This window comes from Streptomyces sp. NPDC004838, assembly GCF_053600955.1.
On the sequence record NZ_JBSGAW010000012.1, the window covers coordinates 166,104 to 186,159 of the forward strand.

Here is a 20,056-nt window from a genome sequence, read left to right on the forward strand (position 1 = left end):
GACGTCCGTAGCCTCGGCGCATGACGGAAGAGCCGACCACGGCGGTAGCCGAGTTGTTCACGGCGGTCCACGAGGGCGATGACGACGCCGTCGTCAGGCTGTTGAGGGACGGGGTCCCCGCCGACTCCGCCGACGAGGACGGGCAGACCCCTCTGTATCTGGCGGCCCTCCAGAACGACCTCGGCATCGTGCGGCTGCTGCTCGCGGCGGGCGCGCGGCCTGAACGTCCCAGCGGCTTCGGCGGCGGTGATCTGCCGCTGTGCGGGGCCGCCGTCGGCGGTCACACGCAGGTGGTACGGGCGCTCCTCGCCGCGGGCGCCCGGCCGGACACCCCCGAGTCGATGGGCTCCACCGCGATGTCCTGGGCGGTGCGGCAGGGGTACGCGACCACGGTCCGCGCTCTCCTGGAACACGGCGCCGACCCCGACGCGACCGGACCGCACGGCGAACCGCCACTGGTGTCGGCCGCGCGCCGGGGCTCGCCCGGGACCGTACGGGCGCTCCTCGACCACGGCGCGGGCGCGAAGGAGGCGGCGCTCGCCGAGGCCCGGAGATGGCTCGCGCTGGATGTCGAGGAGGAGCTGCGCGGGGAGTTGGTGGAGTTGTACGGCGTGAATCCGCGCGGCGAGGAGCGCGAGACCGTCTCCCGGCGGATCGAGGAGGACGGCGGGGTGACCGTCGTCGTCGAAGTGCTGCGGGACGGCGTGCCCGCCGCGGGCGATGAGCGCCAGACGGGTCACGCCGCGATCGCGACCCTGCTGGAGAACGGGCTGGGGACGCGGACCTCGTACGCGGAGCTGGCCGGGCGGGCGCTGGGCTGCGGCGATCCCACGCATGACAACTGGACCGAGCAGGTCATGGCGTTGTGGCGGCGCGGCGACGAGGAGACCTTCCAGGCGGCGGCCGCGTGGTGCGCGAGCGGTGATCCGGTGCGGCGGGCGTTCGCGGCCGATGTGCTGGGGCGGTTGGGGCTCCCCGAGTCCGGGCGGGACGGCGGGCGGGGGCCGTTCGGGGCGCGGGCGGTTCCCCTGCTGCGCGAGCTGGCACGGGACGCTCGGGAGACCGTGCTCGTCAGGGCCGCGGTGCTCGCGCTCGGGCGCCATGGCGATCCGGCCGCGCTGCCGGAGGTCCTGCGCCATGCCGGACACACGGAGGCGGAGGTGCGGGAGCGGGTGGCGGTGGCGCTCTCCGGGCTCGTACCGGGTGATCACCCGGAGGGGGTCGGCGCGCTCATCGCGCTCAGCCGCGACCGGGAAGCGCGGGTCAGAATGCCCGCGGTCGCCGCGGTGGCGGGCCTCGACGCGGACACGCCCCGGATCCGGGAGGCGCTGGCGGACCGGCTCGGCGACTCCGACACCGCGACGGCCGCGGAGGCGGCGGCGGGGCTGGCGAAGCGGCGGGATCCGCGTGCGGTGCCGGTGCTGGCGCGAATGCTGGCGGACGAGGACCCGAAGGGGCCCGCGCGGGAGACGGCACTGGCAGCGGTGGAGTGGATCCAGGACGAGAAGGCGCGGGTGTGGCTGGGCGGGATCGCGCCGAGGTGCCGCTAGCGGGTGCGGCGTTCGGGGTGCGAACCCCGCCTCACCGGACTCCGGACACCAGACTCCGGACTCTGGACTCTGGACGCCACACACCAGGCTCCGGACGCCGGGCCCCGGGCACCGCGCACCGGACGCCGGGCTCGTGCCGGGGGCTCCACCCGGTGCGGGACCCGGTCTCGCGACCCCAAAGCCGGCTCCCCGAGGCTCCCGACCCTCGCCCCGAGACCCGCGCCCCGAGACCCGCGACTCGACCGCGCGCGGCTGAAATCCGCGGGCGCGCACGCATCCGTGAGGCTGGCGGGACAACAGTGGGACGTGGGGGGAATGAGGCAGACACGATGAGGGATTTCACCGCATGGGCCGCGTCCGGCGCGGGTAGGCTCGGGCGGCCGGGAGCAGGGCCGACGGGTCTGGGGGATTGTGGGCGAACGTGAGGCCGGGCGGGGAGGGCTTGGATCACGTTTGCGCCGAAATTTCGGGAATGCCTTGCGCCGGCCGTCAGCTTGGGCCGATTATCGCGTCTCGTCCGAAGAATTCCCGCTATCAAGCGGACGGTGTTCCTGATTCTCCGCCTGCCCACGTTCAGGCCCGATGTGCTCCCGGTCCCTCCCGGCCGGACCCGGCCGCCCGTGTGCGGCGAGCAGCCCTGTGTTCGCCATCGCCCGTCCCGTACGCGGCCTGCCACCAGTTGATCTCCTGCTGAGGACCCTCATGTACAGCCCGCTCACTCAAACCGTGCCGGCGACGCCTTGCGCGCCCGGCCCCGTTCGCACCGGCGTCTTAGGCCCGGCGGCCGGTTCGCGCCCACCGGGCGGCACCGGCCGCCGTCCCTTCGCGATGCCGATCGCGGGGACGCGCTGATGGCGGCGGGGGCGCCGCTGTTCGATCCGGCGGGCTTCGACACGGCCCTGCGCCCGGCGCTGGACGATGTACGCGCCGGACGGTGGCTCGCGATGCGGGATCTGTTGCACTCCACCACCACCTGGGGGTCGTGGACGTCACGGAGTCAGATCCTGGCGGCGGCGGCCGCGACCGGTGACACCGTCGAGGCATGGGCCCAGGAGGAGCCGCGCTCCTACCCGGCCCGGATGATGCAGGCCCGCGTGGAGGTGCAGCGCGCCCTCAACGCCCACCGCGAGAAGGACCGGGACGCGGTCGCCCAGGCCCAACGCGCCCGGCTGACCTGCAAATTCGCCGCACGCGCCCATCCGACCGACCCGGTCCCGTGGCTGGGACTGCTCACCCTGGCCCAGGTGGACTCGCCGGAGGAGTACCGGCGGCGGCCCGAGCACCGGATCAGCGCATGGGAACGGCCCCTGCCGTCGGGACCGTGGGGTCTGCTGTCGGCCGTACTCGAACGCGACCGGGGCAACCGGGAAGCCTGGCACCGGCTGCTCCAGTCGCTCCAGGCGTACCGCCAGAACACCTCGGACTTCGCACGCTGGGTCTCCTCCTGGGCACAGCCCGGATCCCCCCTGGCGGTGATCCCCCTGTACGTCTACGCGGACATCTACCGCAGCCGCCAGGAGAGCGGTCAGCTCACGCCTCTGTTCTGGACCACCGACCCGGTCTCGTACTACACGAAGAACGCCCTGGAGCGCTGGTTCGTCCACGCCGACAGCACCACATGGTCGCCCCTCGATCTCAACTACCTTGCCCAGGCGCTGCATTCGGGCGGTTTCGGTGAGGAGGCGTGCGCGGAGGTGTTCCAGGCGATCGGCTCCTGCGCGACCCCCGCCCCCTGGCGGTTCATCGCCGACGCGCCCGAACGGTGGCAGGAGGAGTTCCTCCGTGCCCGTCAGCGCTGCTTGAAGGACTCCTAGAAGGCCGGCCCGCGAGCCGACCGGCCGCGCCGACCGTACCGCTCTCCTCTCCGTTCTCCGTCCCGCGACCACCGGACGGACCACCCCGCACTCCTCCCGCCCCTTCCATCCCTTCTACCCCTTTCATCGCTTACATCCGTTCCACTCCCTTCGCTCCCCCTTTGGAGGTAGTTCACTTGTCCCCCGCGATATCCGGCAACGGCGTCCCCAGCGACGAGGAAATCCTCAGAAGCCTCGGCTACAAGCCCGAACTCGCCCGGCGCATGGGCCCGTTCGGCAACTTCGCCCTCAGCTTCTCCATCATCTCGATCCTGTCCGGCTGTATGACCCTCTTCGGCTTCGGCCTCGCCACCGGCGGTCCCGCCGTCATGCTGTGGGGCTGGGCCTTCGTCGGCCTGATGGTGCTGGCCGTCGGCGCAGCGCTCGCCGAGGTCACCTCCGCCTACCCGGTCTCCGGGGCCCTCTACTACATGGCGAGCCGGCTCGGCGGCCCGCGCTGGGGCTATGTCACGGGCTGGTTCAACCTTCTGGGGCTCCTCGGCGGCATGGCGGGCGGCTGCTACGGCTCCGCCCTGTTCATCGGCGCGTGGCTCAATCTCCAATGGGGCATAACCCCCACTCCGGAGAGCACGCTCCTCATCTTCGGCTGCATCCTGCTGCTTCTGGCCATGCTCAATCTCTTCGGCGTGCGGCTGGTCAGCATCCTCAACTCGATCAGCGTGTGGTGGCATCTCGGCGGTGTCGCGGTCATCGTCGGCGCGCTCGCCATCGTGCCCTCGCACCACCAGTCCGCCGGATTCGTCTTCGGGCACTTCTCCAACGAGACCGGGTGGAGCAACCCGCTCTACGTCGGGCTGCTGGGCCTGCTGCTCGCCCAGTACACCTTCAGCGGCTACGACGCCTCCGCGCATCTCAGCGAAGAGACGACACACGCCCAGGTCAGCGCCGCCCGTGGCATCGTCCGCTCGATCTTCCTGTCCTGGATCGTCGGCTTCGCGCTCCTCGCGGGAATGCTCTTCGCCATCCAGGACTACGCCGGCACCATGGCCAGCGAGACCGGAGTCCCCCCGGCGCAGATCTTCCTCGACGCGCTCGGGCCCGCCTCGGCGAAGGCCCTGCTGCTGGTCATCATCGTGGCGCAGCTCTTCTGCGCGAACGCGGGCCTCGCCTCCGCCTCGCGCATGGTCTTCGCGTTCTCCCGTGACGGAGCCCTGCCGTTCTCCCGCACCTGGCGCCGGCTGAGCACCCGCACCCGGACCCCCGTGCCGGCGGTGTGGCTGGCCGTGGCCGTCCCCTTCGTCCTCGCCCTGCCGTCGCTGTACTCCACGACCGCGTACACCGCCATCGTCTCGATCAACGTCATCGGCATCACTCCCGCGTACGCCATCCCCGTCTATCTCCGGCTGCGCGCCGGAAAGCGGTTCACTCCGGGGCCGTGGCATCTGGGCAAGTGGAGCAGGCCGATCGGCTGGACGGCCGTCGTCTGGGTCGGTTTCGTCACCGTGCTGTTCTGTCTGCCGCCCGTCAGCCCCATCACCACCGCGACGTTCAACTACGCGCCCATCGCCCTGCTGGTCGTCCTGGCCCTGGCGGGCATCCTGTGGAAGGCCCGCGGCAAGCGCACCTACGAGATCCCGTACGGGACCGAGGACGAGCGCGACCGCATGGCGGAGGACCTCGTATGACCGGCGGTCCCCGGTCGCGGATCGCCGAGGCCCCGGTGATGCCCGCCGGACGGACCGTCTCCTTCAGGGATCTGGTGCTGCTGGCCGAGAGCGGAGCCGTGGACTCCGTGTATCTGGCCGTCCCCGACATGCAGGGCCGTCTCAAGGGGAAGCTGTTCAGCCCCGCCCACTTCCTCGACCATGTGGTGCCCGACGGGGCCGGAATGTGCGCGTATCTCCTCGCCACGGATGTGGACATGCGTCAGCTGGACGGATACGCGGTGGCCTCGTGGGACACCGGGTACGGGGACATGGAGGTGCGTCCCGATCCCGGCGCCGTGCATGTGCTCCCCTGGCTGCCGCGGACGGCCCTCGTCTTCGGCGATGCCTTCGGCGACGACGGGCAGCCGCTCGCCGTCGCGCCGCGCCGGATCCTCCGTTCGGTGGTGGACCGGCTCGCGGGGCAGGGGCTGACCGCGAGCGTGGGGCTGGAGACGGAGTTCGTGCTGTTCCACGGCACGTACGCCGCCATCCGCGGCGGTGACTACCGGGAGCTGGAGCCGGTGAGCAGCCGCAGCCAGGACTACGCCCTCGATCATCCCGAGCGGGTGGCCTCGTTCCTGGGGGATCTGCGGAGGGCGCTCGCGGGGGCCGGGCTGCCGGTCGAGGCCGTCAAGACCGAGGGTGCGCCGGGGCAGGTGGAGGTCACGTTCCCGCACGGCGATCCGCTCCTCGCGGCGGACGCGCATCTGCTGTTCAAGCAGGCGACGCGGACTCTCGGTGAACGGGCCGGGCTCGCACCGACGTTCATGGCGGCTCCGCTGAGCGGCACGGGCAGTGGCTGCCATATCCATCTGTCGCTGGGGCTCGCCGGTGGCGAACTGTTCGCGCGGGACGACGACCGAACCCCTGATGCGGTACGCCACGCCGTCGGCGGACTGCTTCAGGCGCTGCCGCGTCTCGCCCCGCTGTACGCGCCCACGGTGAACTCGTACAAGCGTTTCGACGCGCGGGCCTACGCGCCGACGAACTTCACCTGGGGGCGTGACAACCGCAGTTGTGCGGTGCGGCTCGTCGGCCGGGGCGACCGTCACCATCTGGAGATCCGGCTGCCGGGCGCCGACGCCAATCCGTATCTGGCGCTGGCGGCCGTGCTCGGCGCTGTGCTGTACGGACTGGACGACAAGATCGATCCGCCGCCCGAACAGGTCGGAAGCGCGTATGCGCATGCGTCGGGGGTGGCGGCCACGCCGGTGGCATGGACGGCTCGGCCGGTGCCGACGTCGCTCGACGAAGCCGTCCGCGACTTCGACGCCGGACTCGTGGAGGAGTTACTGGGGCCCGGTATCGCCGAGCACTACGCCCAGGCGGCACGGCATGAGAGTGCGGCGCATCGGACGGAGGTGACGGATGTGGACCGGCGGCGCGGATTCGACACGGCGTGACAGGGTCGTGATCCGGACGCGGGTCCTGGTCCGGGCCTGATACGGGCCCGGTACGGGTGGCGGCGCGACCGGTACGGGTGGCGGCCGCCCCCTGGCCCCCGGCCTGCCGGCCGGGGGCTGCCGGGGGCGGCTGGGCCTGATCTTCAACCGGTCGACCGGGACCGAGCGGTCCTACGACCGCCTACGACCGCTGAGCCGCCGCCGAATCCCCCGCGGCTCAGCGCACGATGCCCTGAGCACGGGCCGCCTTCAGCCAGGCCGGGAACTCTCCGACGAGCCGGTCGTACAGTTCGGCGTCCGGCACGCGCCGGGGGTCGAGGCCCGCGTGGAAGAAACCGGCGTTGTCGACGGGCCGCTTGGCCGGTACGGCCAGCTCGTCGAGCTTGCGCAGGAAGTCGAACTGCTTGCTGTGCGTGTCACCGAATCCTATGAACTGCCAGAACATCGGCAGCTTCGCCGCCTTGCACACATAGCGCTCGGCCGCGAGCTTGTTGATCGGGCCTCCGTCCGTCTGGAAGACGACGAGTGCCGGTGCGGTGGAACCGCTGTCGAGGTAGTGGTCGATGACCGCGTCCATCGCCAGGTGGTAGCTGGTCTTGCCCATGTGCCCGAGGCCCGCGACGATCCGGTCGATCCGGCCGTGGTGGTTCTCCAGCGCGATCTCCGTGACCGCGTCGATGTCGGTGGAGAAGAAGACCGTGGGCACCCGTCCGTCGTCGTCGAGGTTGGCCGAGAGCCCGAGCACCCGGTCCGCGAGCGCCTGCACGCTGCCATCCTTGTAGTACGGCCTCATCGAGCCGGAGTAGTCGACCACCAGATAGACGGCGGCTCGCTCGTCCCCGAGACCGTGTTTCCGCAAGGACACGCCCGCGGACTTGTAGAGGCTGACCAGCGCGGGCGCCTTCTCCTCGACCTTGCGAAGGCTGATGGCCGGTCCCCCGGCGGTGGGCCATGCGGCCATGATCGCTGCTCCGTTCCGTGCCCTGCTCCGTACCGTGCCCTGCTCGGCGGTCCGCCGGGCGAAGTCGCCCTCCGGAAAAGGAGGTCGGCCATGCGCCATGCGCTATGCGCTAATCGACGGGTATGCCGAGATTACGTCACGGGTACGACAGCGGCACCGGGATCGGCGCTTCCCGTGGATCACCGGCAGCGGTCGGGCCGCTGCTGCCGCAAGGGCCTCGCGGGCGGGAACGACACCGGCGCGGGGCACGCCGCAGGGACCGGGGGCCGGGCCGGGAGCGCGTGGCCCGCGCCGGCACATGCTGCGGCGCCCACCCGAGACCTGGTCGGGGACTGGGCGGGCGCCGCATGGTGTTCCGTACGCCGTTGTACGGGACGTTCACCGGTGCGCGTGAGGGCTCGGTCGGACGGCCCGGACCTCAGCGCACCGTCGAGCCGTCAGACCGTCAGCGCGCGGTCGGTCGGGCGGATCGGGGCCGGGAGTTCGCTCGTGCCGGTCAGATAGCGGTCGACCCCGCGCGCCGCCGAGCGGCCCTCGGCGATCGCCCACACGATCAACGACTGGCCGCGGCCCGCGTCACCCGCGACGTACACGCCGTCGACGTTGGTCGCGTACTCCGCGTCGCGCGCGACGTTGCCGCGCTCGTCCAGCTCCAGACCGAACTGCCGGACCAGGCCGTTCTCCTGGTCGGTGCCGGTGAATCCCATCGCCAGGGTGACGAGCTGAGCCGGGATCCTGCGCTCGGTGCCGGGCTTCTGCGTCAGCTTGCCGCCGCTGAACTCGACCTCGATCAGATGCAGGTACTGGACGTTCCCGTCCTCGTCGCCCTCGAAGTGGGTGGTGGACACCGAGTAGACGCGCTCGCCGCCCTCCTCGTGTGCCGAGGTGACCTTGTAGAGCATCGGGAAGGTCGGCCAGGGCTGGCCGGCGCTCCGCTCGTCGCCCGGCCGGGGCATGATCTCCAGCTGGGTGACCGAGGCCGCGCCCTGCCGGTGGGCGGTGCCCACGCAGTCCGCGCCCGTGTCGCCGCCTCCGATGACGACGACGTGCTTGCCCTCGGCGGTGATCGGCGGGGCGACGAAGTCGCCCTCCTGCACCTTGTTGGCGAGCGGCAGATACTCCATCGCGAAGTGGATGCCGTTCAGCTCCCGGCCGGGGACGGGCAGATCGCGGGAGACCGTCGCACCGGCCGCGACGACCACCGCGTCGTACCGGCGGCGCAGCTTGGCCGCGTCGATGTCGCGGCCGATCTCCACCCCCGTACGGAACTTGGTGCCCTCCGCGCGCATCTGCTCGATGCGCCGGTTGATGTGGACCTTCTCCATCTTGAACTCGGGGATGCCGTACCTCAGCAGTCCGCCGATGCGGTCGGCCCGCTCGTACACGGCGACGGTGTGACCGGCCCTGGTCAGCTGCTGGGCGGCGGCGAGGCCGGCCGGGCCCGAGCCGATGACGGCGACGGTCTTGCCGGAGAGCCGGTCCGGCGGCTGCGGGGTGACGTCGCCGGAGTCCCACGCCTTGTCGATGATGGAGACTTCGACGTTCTTGATGGTGACGGCGGGCTGGTTGATGCCGAGCACACAGGCCGACTCGCAGGGCGCGGGGCAGAGCCGTCCGGTGAACTCGGGGAAGTTGTTCGTCGCGTGCAGGCGCTCCGAGGCGGCTGCCCAGTCCTCGCGGTAGGCGTAGTCGTTCCACTCGGGGATGAGGTTCCCGAGCGGACAGCCGTTGTGGCAGAACGGGATGCCGCAGTCCATGCAGCGGCCGGCCTGCTTGCTGATGATCGGCAGCAGGGAGCCCGGAACGTAGACCTCGTTCCAGTCCTTGAGACGCTCGTCCACGGGACGGGTCGTGGCGACCTCGCGCCCGGTGGTCAGGAAGCCCTTGGGGTCAGCCATTGATCGCCGCCTCCATCATCTTCTCGGTGGTCTCCTGGTCGGAGAGACCGGCGAGCTCAGCGGCGTCCTTGGCGGCGAGCACTGCCTTGTACGTGGATGGGATGATCTTGCTGAACCGGTCGGCGTTCGCGGACCAGTCGGCGAGGAGCGTCAGGGCGACGGTGGAGCCCGTCTCCTCCTGGTGGCGGCGCACGACGTCGTGCAGCCACGCCTTGTCGGTGTCGGTGAGGGTCTCGATCGCCTGGAGGTTGCCGGGGTTGACGTTGTCCCGGTCGAGGTCGACGACATAGGCGATGCCGCCGGACATGCCGGCCGCGAAGTTGCGTCCGGTCTCACCGAGCACCACCGCGTGACCGCCGGTCATGTACTCGCAGCCGTGGTCGCCGACGCCCTCCGACACGACGGTGGCGCCGGAGTTGCGGACGCAGAACCGTTCGCCGGTTCGGCCGCGCAGGAAAAGTTCGCCGCCGGTCGCTCCGTACGCGATGGTGTTGCCCGCGATGGTGGAGTACTCGGCCAGATGGTCCGCGCTCCGGTCGGGGCGGACGATCACCCGGCCGCCGGAGAGGCCCTTGCCGACGTAGTCGTTGGCGTCGCCTTCGAGGCGCAGGGTGACCCCGCGGGGGACGAAGGCGCCGAAGGACTGGCCGGCCGAGCCGGTGAAGGTGATGTCGATGGTGTCGTCGGACAGTCCCGCGCCCCCGAACCTCCGGGTCACCTCGTGGCCGAGCATCGTGCCGACGGTCCGGTTGATGTTGCGGATGGCGACCTGGGCGCGCACCGGCTGGGCCGCCTCGGCGGACGTGGCGTTCAGCGCGTCGGCGGCGAGCTTGATCAGCTCGTTGTCGAGCGCCTTCTCCAGTCCGTGGTCCTGCTCGACGAGGGCGTGGCGTACCGCGCCGTCGGGCAGTTCGGGCACGTGGAAGAGCGGGGTCAGATCGAGCCCCTGGGCCTTGAAGTGCTTCACCGCCCGCTCGGTGTCGAGGATCTCGGCGTGGCCGACGGCCTCTTCCAGCGTACGGAAGCCCAGTTCGGCCAGGAGTTCGCGGACCTCCTCGGCGACGAACTCGAAGAAGTTGACGACGTACTCGGCCTTGCCGGAGAACCGCTCGCGCAGCACCGGGTTCTGGGTGGCGATGCCGACCGGGCAGGTGTCCAGATGGCAGACGCGCATCATGACGCAGCCGGAGACGACGAGCGGCGCGGTCGCGAAACCGAACTCCTCGGCTCCGAGCAGCGCGGCGATGACGACGTCGCGGCCGGTCTTGAGCTGTCCGTCGGTCTGGACGACGATCCGGTCGCGCAACCCGTTGAGCAGCAGGGTCTGCTGGGTCTCGGCGAGCCCGAGCTCCCAGGGTCCGCCCGCGTGCTTGAGGCTCGTCAGGGGTGACGCGCCCGTGCCGCCGTCGTGTCCGGAGATGAGGACCACGTCGGCGTGCGCCTTGGAGACGCCGGCGGCGACGGTGCCGACGCCGACCTCGGAGACCAGCTTGACGTGGATCCGGGCCTTCGGGTTGGCGTTCTTGAGGTCGTGGATCAGCTGGGCGAGATCCTCGATGGAGTAGATGTCGTGGTGCGGCGGCGGGGAGATCAGGCCGACGCCCGGAGTGGAGTGCCGGGTCCTGGCCACCCACGGGTAGACCTTGTGGCCGGGCAGCTGACCGCCCTCGCCGGGCTTGGCGCCCTGCGCCATCTTGATCTGGATGTCGTCGGCGTTGACCAGGTACTCGCTCGTCACGCCGAAGCGGCCGGAGGCGACCTGCTTGATGCTGGAACGGCGCTCGGGGTCGTAGAGCCGGTCGGCGTCCTCGCCGCCCTCGCCGGTGTTGGACTTGCCGCCCAGCCGGTTCATGGCGACGGCGAGGGTCTCGTGCGCCTCGCGGGAGATGGATCCGTAACTCATCGCGCCGGTCGAGAACCGCTTGACGATCTCGGCGGCGGGCTCGACCTCGTCCAGCGGGATCGGCTCCCGGCCGGAGGCGAATCCGAACAGGCCGCGGAGCGTCATCAGCCGCTCGGACTGCTCGTTCACCCGGTCCGTGTACTGCTTGAAGATGTCGTAGCGGCGGTTGCGGGTGGAGTGCTGGAGGCGGAAGACCGTCTCCGGGTCGAAGAGGTGGGGCTCGCCCTCGCGGCGCCACTGGTACTCGCCGCCGATCTCCAGCGCGCGGTGCGCCGGGGCGATGCCGGAGGCCGGGTACGCCTTGGCGTGCCGGGCGGCGACCTCGTCGGCGACGACTGACAGGCCCGCGCCGCCGATCTTGCTGGCGGTGCCGTTGAAGTACGTGTGGACGAAGGACTCGTCGAGCCCGATAGCCTCGAAGACCTGCGCGCCTCGGTAGGAGGCGACGGTGGAGATGCCCATCTTGGACATGACCTTCAGCACGCCCTTGCCGAGGGCGTGGATCAGGTTGCGGATGGCCTGCTCGGTCTCGACGCCCTCGATGAAGTTCCCGGCGCGGACGAGGTCCTCGACGGACTCCATCGCGAGATACGGGTTGACGGCGGCGGCGCCGTAGCCGATGAGCAGCGCGACATGGTGCACCTCGCGCACATCGCCGGCCTCGACGAGCAGCCCGACCTGGGTGCGCTGCTTGGTCGCGATGAGGTGGTGGTGCACGGCGGAGGTGAGCAGCAACGACGGGATCGGCGCGTGCTCGGCGTCCGAGTGCCGGTCGGAGAGCACGACCAGCCGGACGCCGTCCTCGATGGCCGCGTCCACCTCGGCGCAGACGGCCTCGATACGGGCGGCCAGCGCTTCGCCGCCGCCGCCGACGCGGTAGAGGCCGGAGAGCGTCGCCGCCTTCATGCCGGGCATGTCGCCGTCGGCGTTGATGTGGATGAGCTTGGCCAGCTCGTCGTTGTCGATCACCGGGAAGGGGAGGGTGACGCTGCGGCAGGAGGCCGCGGTCGGCTCCAGCAGATTCCCGGCGGGGCCGAGGGAGGAGTGCAGCGAGGTGACCAGTTCCTCGCGGATGGCGTCCAGCGGCGGGTTGGTGACCTGGGCGAACAGCTGGGTGAAGTAGTCGAAGAGCAGCCGTGGCCGCTCGGAGAGGGCGGCGATCGGGGAGTCCGTGCCCATGGAGCCCAGCGGTTCGCCGCCGGTCCGGGCCATCGGGGCGAGGATGACGCGCAGCTCTTCCTCGGTGTAGCCGAAGGTCTGCTGGCGGCGGGTGACCGAGGCGTGGGTGTGCACGATGTGCTCGCGCTCGGGCAGGTCCTCCAGCTCGATGATCCCGGCTTCGAGCCACTCCGCGTAGGGATTCTCGGCGGCGAGGGTGGACTTGATCTCGTCGTCCTCGATGATGCGGTGCTCGGCGGTGTCGACGAGGAACATCCGGCCGGGCTGGAGCCGTCCCTTGCGTACGACCCTGGCGGGGTCGATGTCGAGCACGCCGACCTCGGAGGAGAGCACCACGAGTCCGTCGTCGGTGACCCAGTACCGTCCGGGCCGCAGTCCGTTGCGGTCGAGGACCGCGCCGACCTGGGTGCCGTCGGTGAAGGTCACGCAGGCGGGACCGTCCCAGGGCTCCATCATCGCGGAGTGGAACTGGTAGAAGGCGCGCCGGGCCGGGTCCATGGAGTCATGGTTCTCCCATGCCTCGGGGACCATCATCAGCACGGAGTGCGGCAGCGAACGGCCGCCGAGGTGGAGCAGCTCCAGCACCTCGTCGAAGGAGGCGGAGTCGGAGGCGTCCGGTGTGCAGACGGGGAAGATCCGCTCCAGCTCGCCGCCGAAGAGCCCGGAGACCAGCTGGGACTCGCGGGCGCGCATCCAGTTGCGGTTGCCCTTGACCGTGTTGATCTCGCCGTTGTGGGCGACGAAGCGGTAGGGGTGGGCCAGCGGCCAGCTCGGGAAGGTGTTCGTCGAGAACCGCGAGTGGACGAGCGCGACGGCGGTGGCGCAGCGCCGGTCGGAGAGGTCCGGGAAGAAGGGCTCCAGCTGGCCGGTGGTCAGCATGCCCTTGTAGACGATGGTGCGCGCCGACAGGGAGGGGAAGTAGACCCCGGCCTCGCGCTCGGCGCGCTTGCGCAGGACGAACGCCTTGCGGTCGAGCGCGATGCCGGTGCTCGTTCCGTCGCTCACGAAGAGCTGGCGGAAGACCGGCATGGTGGCGCGGGCGCCGTTGCCGAGGAGATCGGGGGTGACGGGGACCTCGCGCCAGCCGAGGACGGTGAGCCCTTCCTCGCCCGCGAGCGTCTCGATGCGCGAGACGGCGTCGGCGGTGCCGTCCTCGGGGAGGAAGGCGATGCCGACGGCGTACGCCCCTGCCTCGGGGAGCTCGAATCCGCTGACTTCCCGGAGGAACGCGTCCGGTACCTGGAGCAGGATCCCGGCGCCGTCCCCCGAGTCGGGCTCAGAGCCGGTGGCACCGCGGTGTTCGAGGTTCCGCAGTACCGTCAGCGCCTGTTCCACCAGCTCATGGCTGGCAACACCGGTCAGGGTGGCCACGAACCCGACACCGCAGGCATCGTGTTCGTTACGGGGGTCGTACATCCCCTGGGGGGCGGGGCGACCGTCCATGGGCGACCAGGCGTCGAAACGCATCGGCTCTCCCGTCGTCGTCGTGGCATGTGCTGGTGCCGAGGGACGACGTTGGCCCTCTGCGGAGAAATTCCGTGCAGGTTACATGATGGAATGCTTCTCGAAAAGCGGATTACTCATTCCAACATGCGGACGCCGTAATGGCTCGGTCGAGGATTTCCGCCGGACAGATCGGCATCTACGGGACCGGTCGCGTACCCAGGGCTTCATTGCCCGAATCGCCCTCGGCTCATGCCCCGAGATGAAGGACTCGAAACCGCGGTGTTACGGCTGTCTTCCCGGCGCCATGCCCAGTCTCTCACCGTGACCGGAGTACGGCTTCGGGACGTACATCACAGCCGGGCCCGCGGGGGCGGGGCTCCGGCGTCCGGGCGAGGGCGGGCCCGTGCATCCTGCCGGGGCTCCGCCCCGCACCGGCGAAGGCATTGGCGCCAAGCGTACGGGACCGGCCTGTGAAACGGGCCGGGGCGACCGCGCCGGGCCCGCCGACGATCGCGGGGCGGGGGGCCGAGCCTGGCCCGCCGACGATCGCGGGCAGGGGGCCGAGCCGGTGCCGGGGTGCGGAGGCGGGGGCGGCCCGCGTCCCGATTCGGCGTTCCGACACCGGCAGGCGGAAAGGGGCCGGGCGGCCTGAAACGCGACCGACCCGGCGGAAACCGACCTCGGCAGAGAAGGCGGCCGAGAAAGCCGGCGGTCGGCGGAGAGAAGCCCGCCGACCGCTGAGGCGCGGGGGCCGGGGCTGAGGCGCGGGGGCCGGGGCGGAGCCCCGGTCCGTGGGGACGACCCGGGCTGAGTCCCGGTGGGGAACGCCCCCTGCGGTCTTCCACGGGTCCGAGCCGGTGCCGGGGCGCGGAGCCCTCCGCGTGAGGCGCGAGGCGGGCCATGACGCCCACCGGCCGCCGCGCGACGGACGGGCCCGGCCCGCCGGGTCATGCCCCCGTCCGGATCGTCAGAGCGCCGCTCCGAACAGCACCCCGAGCCCGTACGTCACCGCCGCCGCCACACCGCCCAGCGCCAGCTGCCTCAGCCCGCTGTACCACCAGCTCCGCGCCGTCACCCGGGCCACCAGCGCCCCGCAGCCGAAGAGGCCCGCCAGCGCGAGCAGCACCGCCGGCCACAGCGCGTTCGCGCCGAGCAGATACGGCAGCACCGGCAGCAGCGCCCCGAGCGCGAACGCACCGAAGGAGGAGACCGCCGCCACGAGCGGTGACGGCAGATCGTCCGGGTCGACCCCCAGTTCCTCCCGCGCGTGGATCTCCAGCGCCTGCTCGGGATCCCTGGAGAGCTGCATCGCGACCTCGCGCGCCAGCTCGGGCTCGACGCCCCGCGCCACGTACAGCGCCGCCAGCTCCTCCATCTCGTCCACCGGGTGCTTGCGCAACTCCCGCCGCTCCACGTCCAGTTCCGCCTGGACCAGCTCCCGCTGCGAGGCGACCGAGGTGTACTCCCCCGCCGCCATCGAGAACGCGCCCGCGGCCAGCCCGGCGAGGCCCGTGATGACGATGGTCTGCTGCGACACCGCCCCGCCCGCGACACCGGTCATGAGGGCCAGGTTGGAGACCAGTCCGTCCATCGCGCCGAACACCGCGGGCCGCAGCCAGCCGCCGTTGACGTCACGGTGTGTGTGGTTGTCGCGGTGCGCCTCGTGCAGGGTCGCGCCGTTTTCGATGATGGACACAGTCTCCCCTTGCTCGGACGGCGGAGCCGTTCACCCCGCCACCCCCTTCGAACACCGTCGAAAGTACGCGCGATGTAAGGACCGCGCCAGCAAGGCAGGCCGTACTTACCTGGAGTCGAGCGGGTGACAATCGGGGTGACAGGGACGTTTCTCGGACTTGTCGCGCACCGCGCGTGGCACAGATGCAGGCACCAGGCTCGTGCGCGTGGAAGGGGCTCGCCCATGGAGTTGATCGCAGACGATCCCGCCGATTCCTCCGTACGCGCGGCGATCCCGCCGGCCGGGCCGCTCTCGCCGCTGCGGGACCGCGCGTACGGGGCCCTGCTCGGGCTGGCGGTCGGCGACGCCCTGGGCGCGCCCGCGGAGAACATGCGGCCGTCCGAGATCCGCCGCAGGTGGGGCCGTATCGAGGGCTTCGTGAACGACGACCCGGCCGGCACGGACGACACCGAGTACGCCATCTTCTCCGGCCTCCTGCTCGCCCGGCACGGCTCGGCCCTGACGTTGGCCCATGTGGAGAACGCCTGGCACCACTGGATCGCGGATCTGGACGAGGGCCCGTTCCGGGGCGCGGGGTTCAGCGAGCGCGGCACTCTGGAGAACCTCCGCCGTGGTCTCGCCGCCCCCATCTCGGCGCAGCACCGGCACGCCTGGAGCGACGGTCTGGCGATGCGGGCGGCGCCGTTCGGGGTCTTCGCGGCGGGCCGTCCGCTGGAGGCGGCCAGGCTGGTGGCGATCGACGGGACGGTCAGCCATGAGGGTGAGGGCATCTACGGCGGCCAGGCGGTCGCGGCCGGTGTGGCGGCGGCGATGGCGGGCGCGGGCCCGGCCGGGGTGATCGGCGCGGCTCTCTCGGTGATCCCGATGGACTCCTGGACGGCCCGCTCGCTGCGCCGAGGGGTCGTCGCCGCGCAGGGCGTCCACGAGAGCACGCTGGCCATGGAGCGGGCGGTCCGTTCCTCGGTCGTCATCGGCGGTTACCCGTGGACCGATCTCGCCCCGGAGGCGGTGGGGCTCGCCTTCGGCGCGTTCGCGGCGGCGCGCGGTGATTTCCGTACGTCGGTGCTGACGGCGGTCAACATGGGCCGTGACGCCGATACGACGGCGGCGGTGGCGGGCGCGCTCGCCGGGGCGGTGGCCGGCTCGTCGGCGATCCCCGCCGAATGGGCCTCGGCCATCGGCCCGGTTCGCGGGAGCTGTCTCCCCTCGATGAGGGGCCACCACATTCTGGATGTCGCGGACCTCCTCACTCCGGACGACGATCCGCTCACCCCGGACGACGATCCGGGGGAAGCGGCATGACCACGGAAGCGACGGACGGGCGCACGCCCGTCACGGACGGGCCCGGTCCACCACCGGAGCTCACGGCGACCGCCCCCGCCGACGGTGTGCCCTCCGGGCAGGGGGCCGGGGCCGCGCCTCTTCCCGGTGAAGGGATTCCTTCCGGAACGGGGGTTCCTCCCGGAGAGGGGTGCGCGCCGCACGACCACCCCGGCGGCACCGCGCCCGGCCCGCCCGCGGCGAAAACCCGCGTACCCACGGCGACGGACACCGCCCCGCAGCCGCCCGGCGCCCCGCCGACGGGCGGGCACGAGGCCACGCCGTCCGCCCTCCCAGGCGCACTCGAGCCGCACCGCGGGACCGGCGGTGCGGGGGGCGCGGCGCGGCATCACCGCCCGTTCCCGGTGCGCTCCGGCTCCGGGGCGCACCACGGGACCGTCACCGTGTACCTCCCCGGCGACGTCGCGCGGGCCGGGACGGGTCGGACGCCGGACGCGGCCACCACGGCCCCCGGCCCCGGCCCGTCCGCGAGGGTCCTGCGCGAACGTCCCGGCCCGCGCCGGGACGCCCGCGCGGCCCCCGGCCTCCACCCCCCTGAACGCCCCCTGTCCGCCCCGCACCCCGTCTCCGCACCCGAGCGCGACGCTCACCGCCCGAGCACGGCCCGCGCCCACACCCGCGCCGGCTCCGGCTCCGGCTCCGGCTCCCACACACGCGCCCACGCCCACGCGCGCCGCGAGCCGGGCAGCCCTTCGCTCCGTCCCGTCGAGGGCCTTCTGCTCGGGCTCGCCGCGGGCGACGCCGCCGGGTGGCCGGCCGCGCGGCACCGGGCCGCGCGAATGCCCGAATGGACGCGCCGGCTCACCCGTGAGCTGGACACCTTCGCCGAGCAGAACGCGACCACCACCCTTCCCGTCCCGATCGCCCTCAACCAGCCGCCCGAACCCCTCCGCCTCGGCCCGTCGGACGACGCCGAGTGGGCCGCTTTCACCGCGGAGACCGTGCTCACCGCGTGCGGCGGCCTCTTCGCGAGCCTGCCGCCGGAACGCCGTATGCGGGCGGCCGTGGACCTCGCCTGGAACTCCCTCGCGGGCGAGGTCGCGGCGGCGGCGGCCCGCGCGCCCGAGGTGGAGTCCGCCGTGCTCCCGCTGCGCGCCCGGATCTCCGTACGCGCGGGGCTGGGCAATCTCGCCACCGGCCTGCGGCCCCCGGCGACCGGCCACGACAACCCGCACTACTTCGACGACGCCGCCTGTGTACGGGCCGCCGTCCTCGCGGTCGTCCACCCCGGAGACCCGGCCGCCGCCGCCGCGCTCGCGGAGTTCGACGCGCGCTACACCCAGGACGGGGACGGGGTTCACGGCGCCCGTGCCATGGCCGCGGCCGTCGCCGCCGCGCTCGGCGGCGCGCCGGTCGACGAGGCCGTGGACGCGGCCCTCGCCCAGTTGCCCGCCTCGACGGAGATCGGCCGGAACGCGCGGCACGCCGTCGCACTCGCGCGGAACGCGCACGCCGCGTTCGATCTCGTACCCCTGCTGGAGCATCAGATCGTCGACCACGTCTACAGCTATGGAATCGCCGCGGCCGAGACCGTTCCGGTGGCGCTCGCCGTCGCGACGGCGGCGCGCGGCCGGGTCGCCGAGGCCGTGCCGACTGCGGCCTGTCTGTCGAGGGTCGCCGACTCCGCGCCCGCGCTCGCCGGTGCGCTGACCGGCGTACTCGGCGGCGGGGACGGCATTCCGGACTCCTGGCGCGATGCCTGCCGCACCCTCCCCGGATGCGCGCTCCCCCGGCTCGCGGGCACCGACCTGGTCGAACTCGCCGGGCTCCTCGCACACGCGGAACTGACCGCACCGGGTGGACAATTCCGGCATGACGCCAACACCACCAACGACCCCGGCACTCGATGACCGGATCACCGGCGCTCTCATCGGCGCGGCGGTCGGCGACGCGCTCGGCGGACCGGTCGAGGGGTACACGGCCGAGCAGATCTCCGAGCGGCACGGCGGCCGGGTCCACGGCATCGTCGGGCCCTGGAACGGCGACGCCTGGCGCACCGCCCGCCCCATCGCCCCGTACCACAAGGGCGACGGCCACGTCACCGACGACACCCTGATGACCCATGCGCTGATCAGGGTGTACGCGAAGGTCCGCGACCACCTCGACGCCTACGCGATCGCCGATCACCTGGTCCCCGACCTGATCTCCAAGCCCCGCTGGATTCCCGAACTGGAGGCCGAGGCGCTCCCCCTTCAGCGGATCTTCCTGGCCGAGAAGTGGCTCGTGGCCCGTCTCCACTACGGCCACAACGACCCGCGCGAGGCGGGCGCCGGCAATATCGTCAACTGCGGCGCGGCGATGTACATGGCCCCCGTGGGCCTGGTGAACGCCGCGAACCCCGCCGCCGCCTATGCGGAGGCCCTCGACCTCGCGGGCGCGCACCAGTCCTCGTACGGACGGGAGGCGGCGGGCGTCTTCGCGGCCGCGGTCGCGGCGGCCTGCGCGCCAGGAGCGACACCCGCGTCGGTCGTCGACACGGCGCTGGCCGTGGCGAAGGACGGCACCCGCGCGGCGATCGAGGCGGTGGCCGAAGTCGCCGTGCTGCACACGGACTTCGAGTCGGCGCTGGCCCCGCTCCGTACGGCGGTCGCTCCCTTCGACACGGTCGGCCCCGACTACCGCGCCCCCTCCCTGGCCGCCCGTCGCCCCTCCCGGCTGCACTCCATCGAGGAACTGCCCATCGCCCTGGGCATGCTGCTGGTCGGCGGCGGCGACTACCGGCCCACGGTTCTGGGCTCGGTCAACTACGGCCGCGACTGCGACTCCATCGCCACGATGTCCGGCGCGATCGCGGGCGCGCTCCGGGGCGAGCAGTCGGTCCCCCACGACTGGGCGAAGTCGGTCGCCGAGGCCAGCCGACTGGATCTGCACACCCCGGCGCGTGAACTGGCCGCCGTCGCCCGCGAGATCTTCGTACGCGACACGGAACGCCGACGCGCGCACGAGTCGGCCTTCGCCCATCTGACGGCGGACACCCGATGACGTCCACGGCCTCCGGGCCCCCGACGCCCGAAGCCAAGCCCCCGACCACCGGCCCGGCCACCACCGGCCCCGCCGCCACCGCGCCCTCCACCCGGCGGACGACGGACGAGACCCACCGCCGACAGCGCGACGCCGTCCCGTCGGGCGGAGCACTCCCGAAAGCGGGCCCGACGCCCG

The 20,056-nt window shown here is 72.2% G+C and carries 11 protein-coding genes; 7 read left to right on the forward strand and 4 right to left on the reverse strand.

The genetic code is table 11. The features are described from left to right. Positions 1 to 20: 20 nt before the first annotated feature. The 4 genes from ACWEFL_RS16455 (at position 21) to ACWEFL_RS16470 (ending at position 6,473) form a co-directional block, all read left to right on the forward strand. The gene (locus ACWEFL_RS16455) at positions 21 to 1,550 is read left to right on the forward strand and encodes an ankyrin repeat domain-containing protein (RefSeq protein ID WP_451712513.1); all 1,530 of its coding nucleotides are present in this window, start codon (positions 21 to 23) and stop codon (positions 1,548 to 1,550) included. A gap of 851 nt (positions 1,551 to 2,401) precedes the next feature. Beyond that, on the forward strand, positions 2,402 to 3,364 hold the full coding sequence (locus ACWEFL_RS16460; RefSeq protein WP_451712515.1) for a hypothetical protein: 963 nt from the start codon (positions 2,402 to 2,404) through the stop codon (positions 3,362 to 3,364). A gap of 263 nt (positions 3,365 to 3,627) precedes the next feature. Next, positions 3,628 to 5,049: an amino acid permease gene (locus ACWEFL_RS16465; RefSeq protein WP_451712628.1), complete on the forward strand. Its 1,422-nt coding sequence runs from the start codon at positions 3,628 to 3,630 to the stop codon at positions 5,047 to 5,049. Continuing rightward, a complete protein-coding gene (locus ACWEFL_RS16470; protein ID WP_451712517.1) occupies positions 5,046 to 6,473 on the forward strand; it encodes a glutamine synthetase family protein in 1,428 nt (475 codons plus the stop codon). Before ACWEFL_RS16465 ends, ACWEFL_RS16470 begins: the two co-directional genes overlap by 4 nt. A gap of 217 nt (positions 6,474 to 6,690) precedes the next feature. Here the strand turns inward: ACWEFL_RS16470 and ACWEFL_RS16475 are convergent, their stop codons facing one another. From ACWEFL_RS16475 to ACWEFL_RS16490, 4 genes are all read right to left on the reverse strand, one after another. Then, positions 6,691 to 7,434: a vWA domain-containing protein gene (locus ACWEFL_RS16475; RefSeq protein ID WP_451712518.1), complete on the reverse strand. Its 744-nt coding sequence runs from the start codon at positions 7,432 to 7,434 to the stop codon at positions 6,691 to 6,693. Between the two features lie 437 nt (positions 7,435 to 7,871). Then, positions 7,872 to 9,332: a glutamate synthase subunit beta gene (locus ACWEFL_RS16480; RefSeq protein ID WP_451712521.1), complete on the reverse strand. Its 1,461-nt coding sequence runs from the start codon at positions 9,330 to 9,332 to the stop codon at positions 7,872 to 7,874. Continuing rightward, positions 9,325 to 13,881 (reverse strand): glutamate synthase large subunit, encoded by a 4,557-nt coding sequence (gene gltB, locus ACWEFL_RS16485; RefSeq protein WP_451712524.1) that lies wholly within the window; start codon positions 13,879 to 13,881, stop codon positions 9,325 to 9,327. The genes ACWEFL_RS16480 and gltB overlap by 8 nt, the downstream gene beginning before the upstream one ends. 946 nt (positions 13,882 to 14,827) lie before the next feature. Further along, positions 14,828 to 15,556, reverse strand: a complete 729-nt coding sequence (locus ACWEFL_RS16490) for a VIT1/CCC1 transporter family protein (RefSeq protein ID WP_451712527.1) — start codon at positions 15,554 to 15,556, stop codon at positions 14,828 to 14,830. A gap of 222 nt (positions 15,557 to 15,778) precedes the next feature. Here ACWEFL_RS16490 and ACWEFL_RS16495 point away from each other — a divergent pair, with 222 nt between their 5' ends. The 3 genes from ACWEFL_RS16495 (at position 15,779) to ACWEFL_RS16505 (ending at position 19,879) form a co-directional block, all read left to right on the forward strand. Continuing rightward, entirely contained in the window at positions 15,779 to 16,858 is a 1,080-nt protein-coding gene (locus ACWEFL_RS16495; protein WP_451712530.1) for an ADP-ribosylglycohydrolase family protein, read from the forward strand. Between the two features lie 584 nt (positions 16,859 to 17,442). Then, positions 17,443 to 18,747, forward strand: a complete 1,305-nt coding sequence (locus tag ACWEFL_RS16500; protein WP_451712631.1) for an ADP-ribosylglycohydrolase family protein — start codon at positions 17,443 to 17,445, stop codon at positions 18,745 to 18,747. Next, positions 18,710 to 19,879: an ADP-ribosylglycohydrolase family protein gene (locus tag ACWEFL_RS16505; protein WP_451712533.1), complete on the forward strand. Its 1,170-nt coding sequence runs from the start codon at positions 18,710 to 18,712 to the stop codon at positions 19,877 to 19,879. The genes ACWEFL_RS16500 and ACWEFL_RS16505 overlap by 38 nt, the downstream gene beginning before the upstream one ends. The last annotated feature ends 177 nt before the right edge of the window (positions 19,880 to 20,056 follow it).

Coding starts and splice junctions, on each gene's coding strand:
- ACWEFL_RS16455 (WP_451712513.1), top strand. CDS start 21: ATGACGGAAGAGCCGACCACGGCGGTAGCCGAGTTGTTCACGGCGGTC.
- ACWEFL_RS16460 (WP_451712515.1), top strand. CDS start 2,402: ATGGCGGCGGGGGCGCCGCTGTTCGATCCGGCGGGCTTCGACACGGCC.
- ACWEFL_RS16465 (WP_451712628.1), top strand. CDS start 3,628: ATGGGCCCGTTCGGCAACTTCGCCCTCAGCTTCTCCATCATCTCGATC.
- ACWEFL_RS16470 (WP_451712517.1), top strand. CDS start 5,046: ATGACCGGCGGTCCCCGGTCGCGGATCGCCGAGGCCCCGGTGATGCCC.
- ACWEFL_RS16475 (WP_451712518.1), bottom strand. CDS start 7,434: ATGGCCGCATGGCCCACCGCCGGGGGACCGGCCATCAGCCTTCGCAAG.
- ACWEFL_RS16480 (WP_451712521.1), bottom strand. CDS start 9,332: ATGGCTGACCCCAAGGGCTTCCTGACCACCGGGCGCGAGGTCGCCACG.
- gltB (WP_451712524.1), bottom strand. CDS start 13,881: ATGCGTTTCGACGCCTGGTCGCCCATGGACGGTCGCCCCGCCCCCCAG.
- ACWEFL_RS16495 (WP_451712530.1), top strand. CDS start 15,779: ATGGAGTTGATCGCAGACGATCCCGCCGATTCCTCCGTACGCGCGGCG.
- ACWEFL_RS16505 (WP_451712533.1), top strand. CDS start 18,710: ATGACGCCAACACCACCAACGACCCCGGCACTCGATGACCGGATCACC.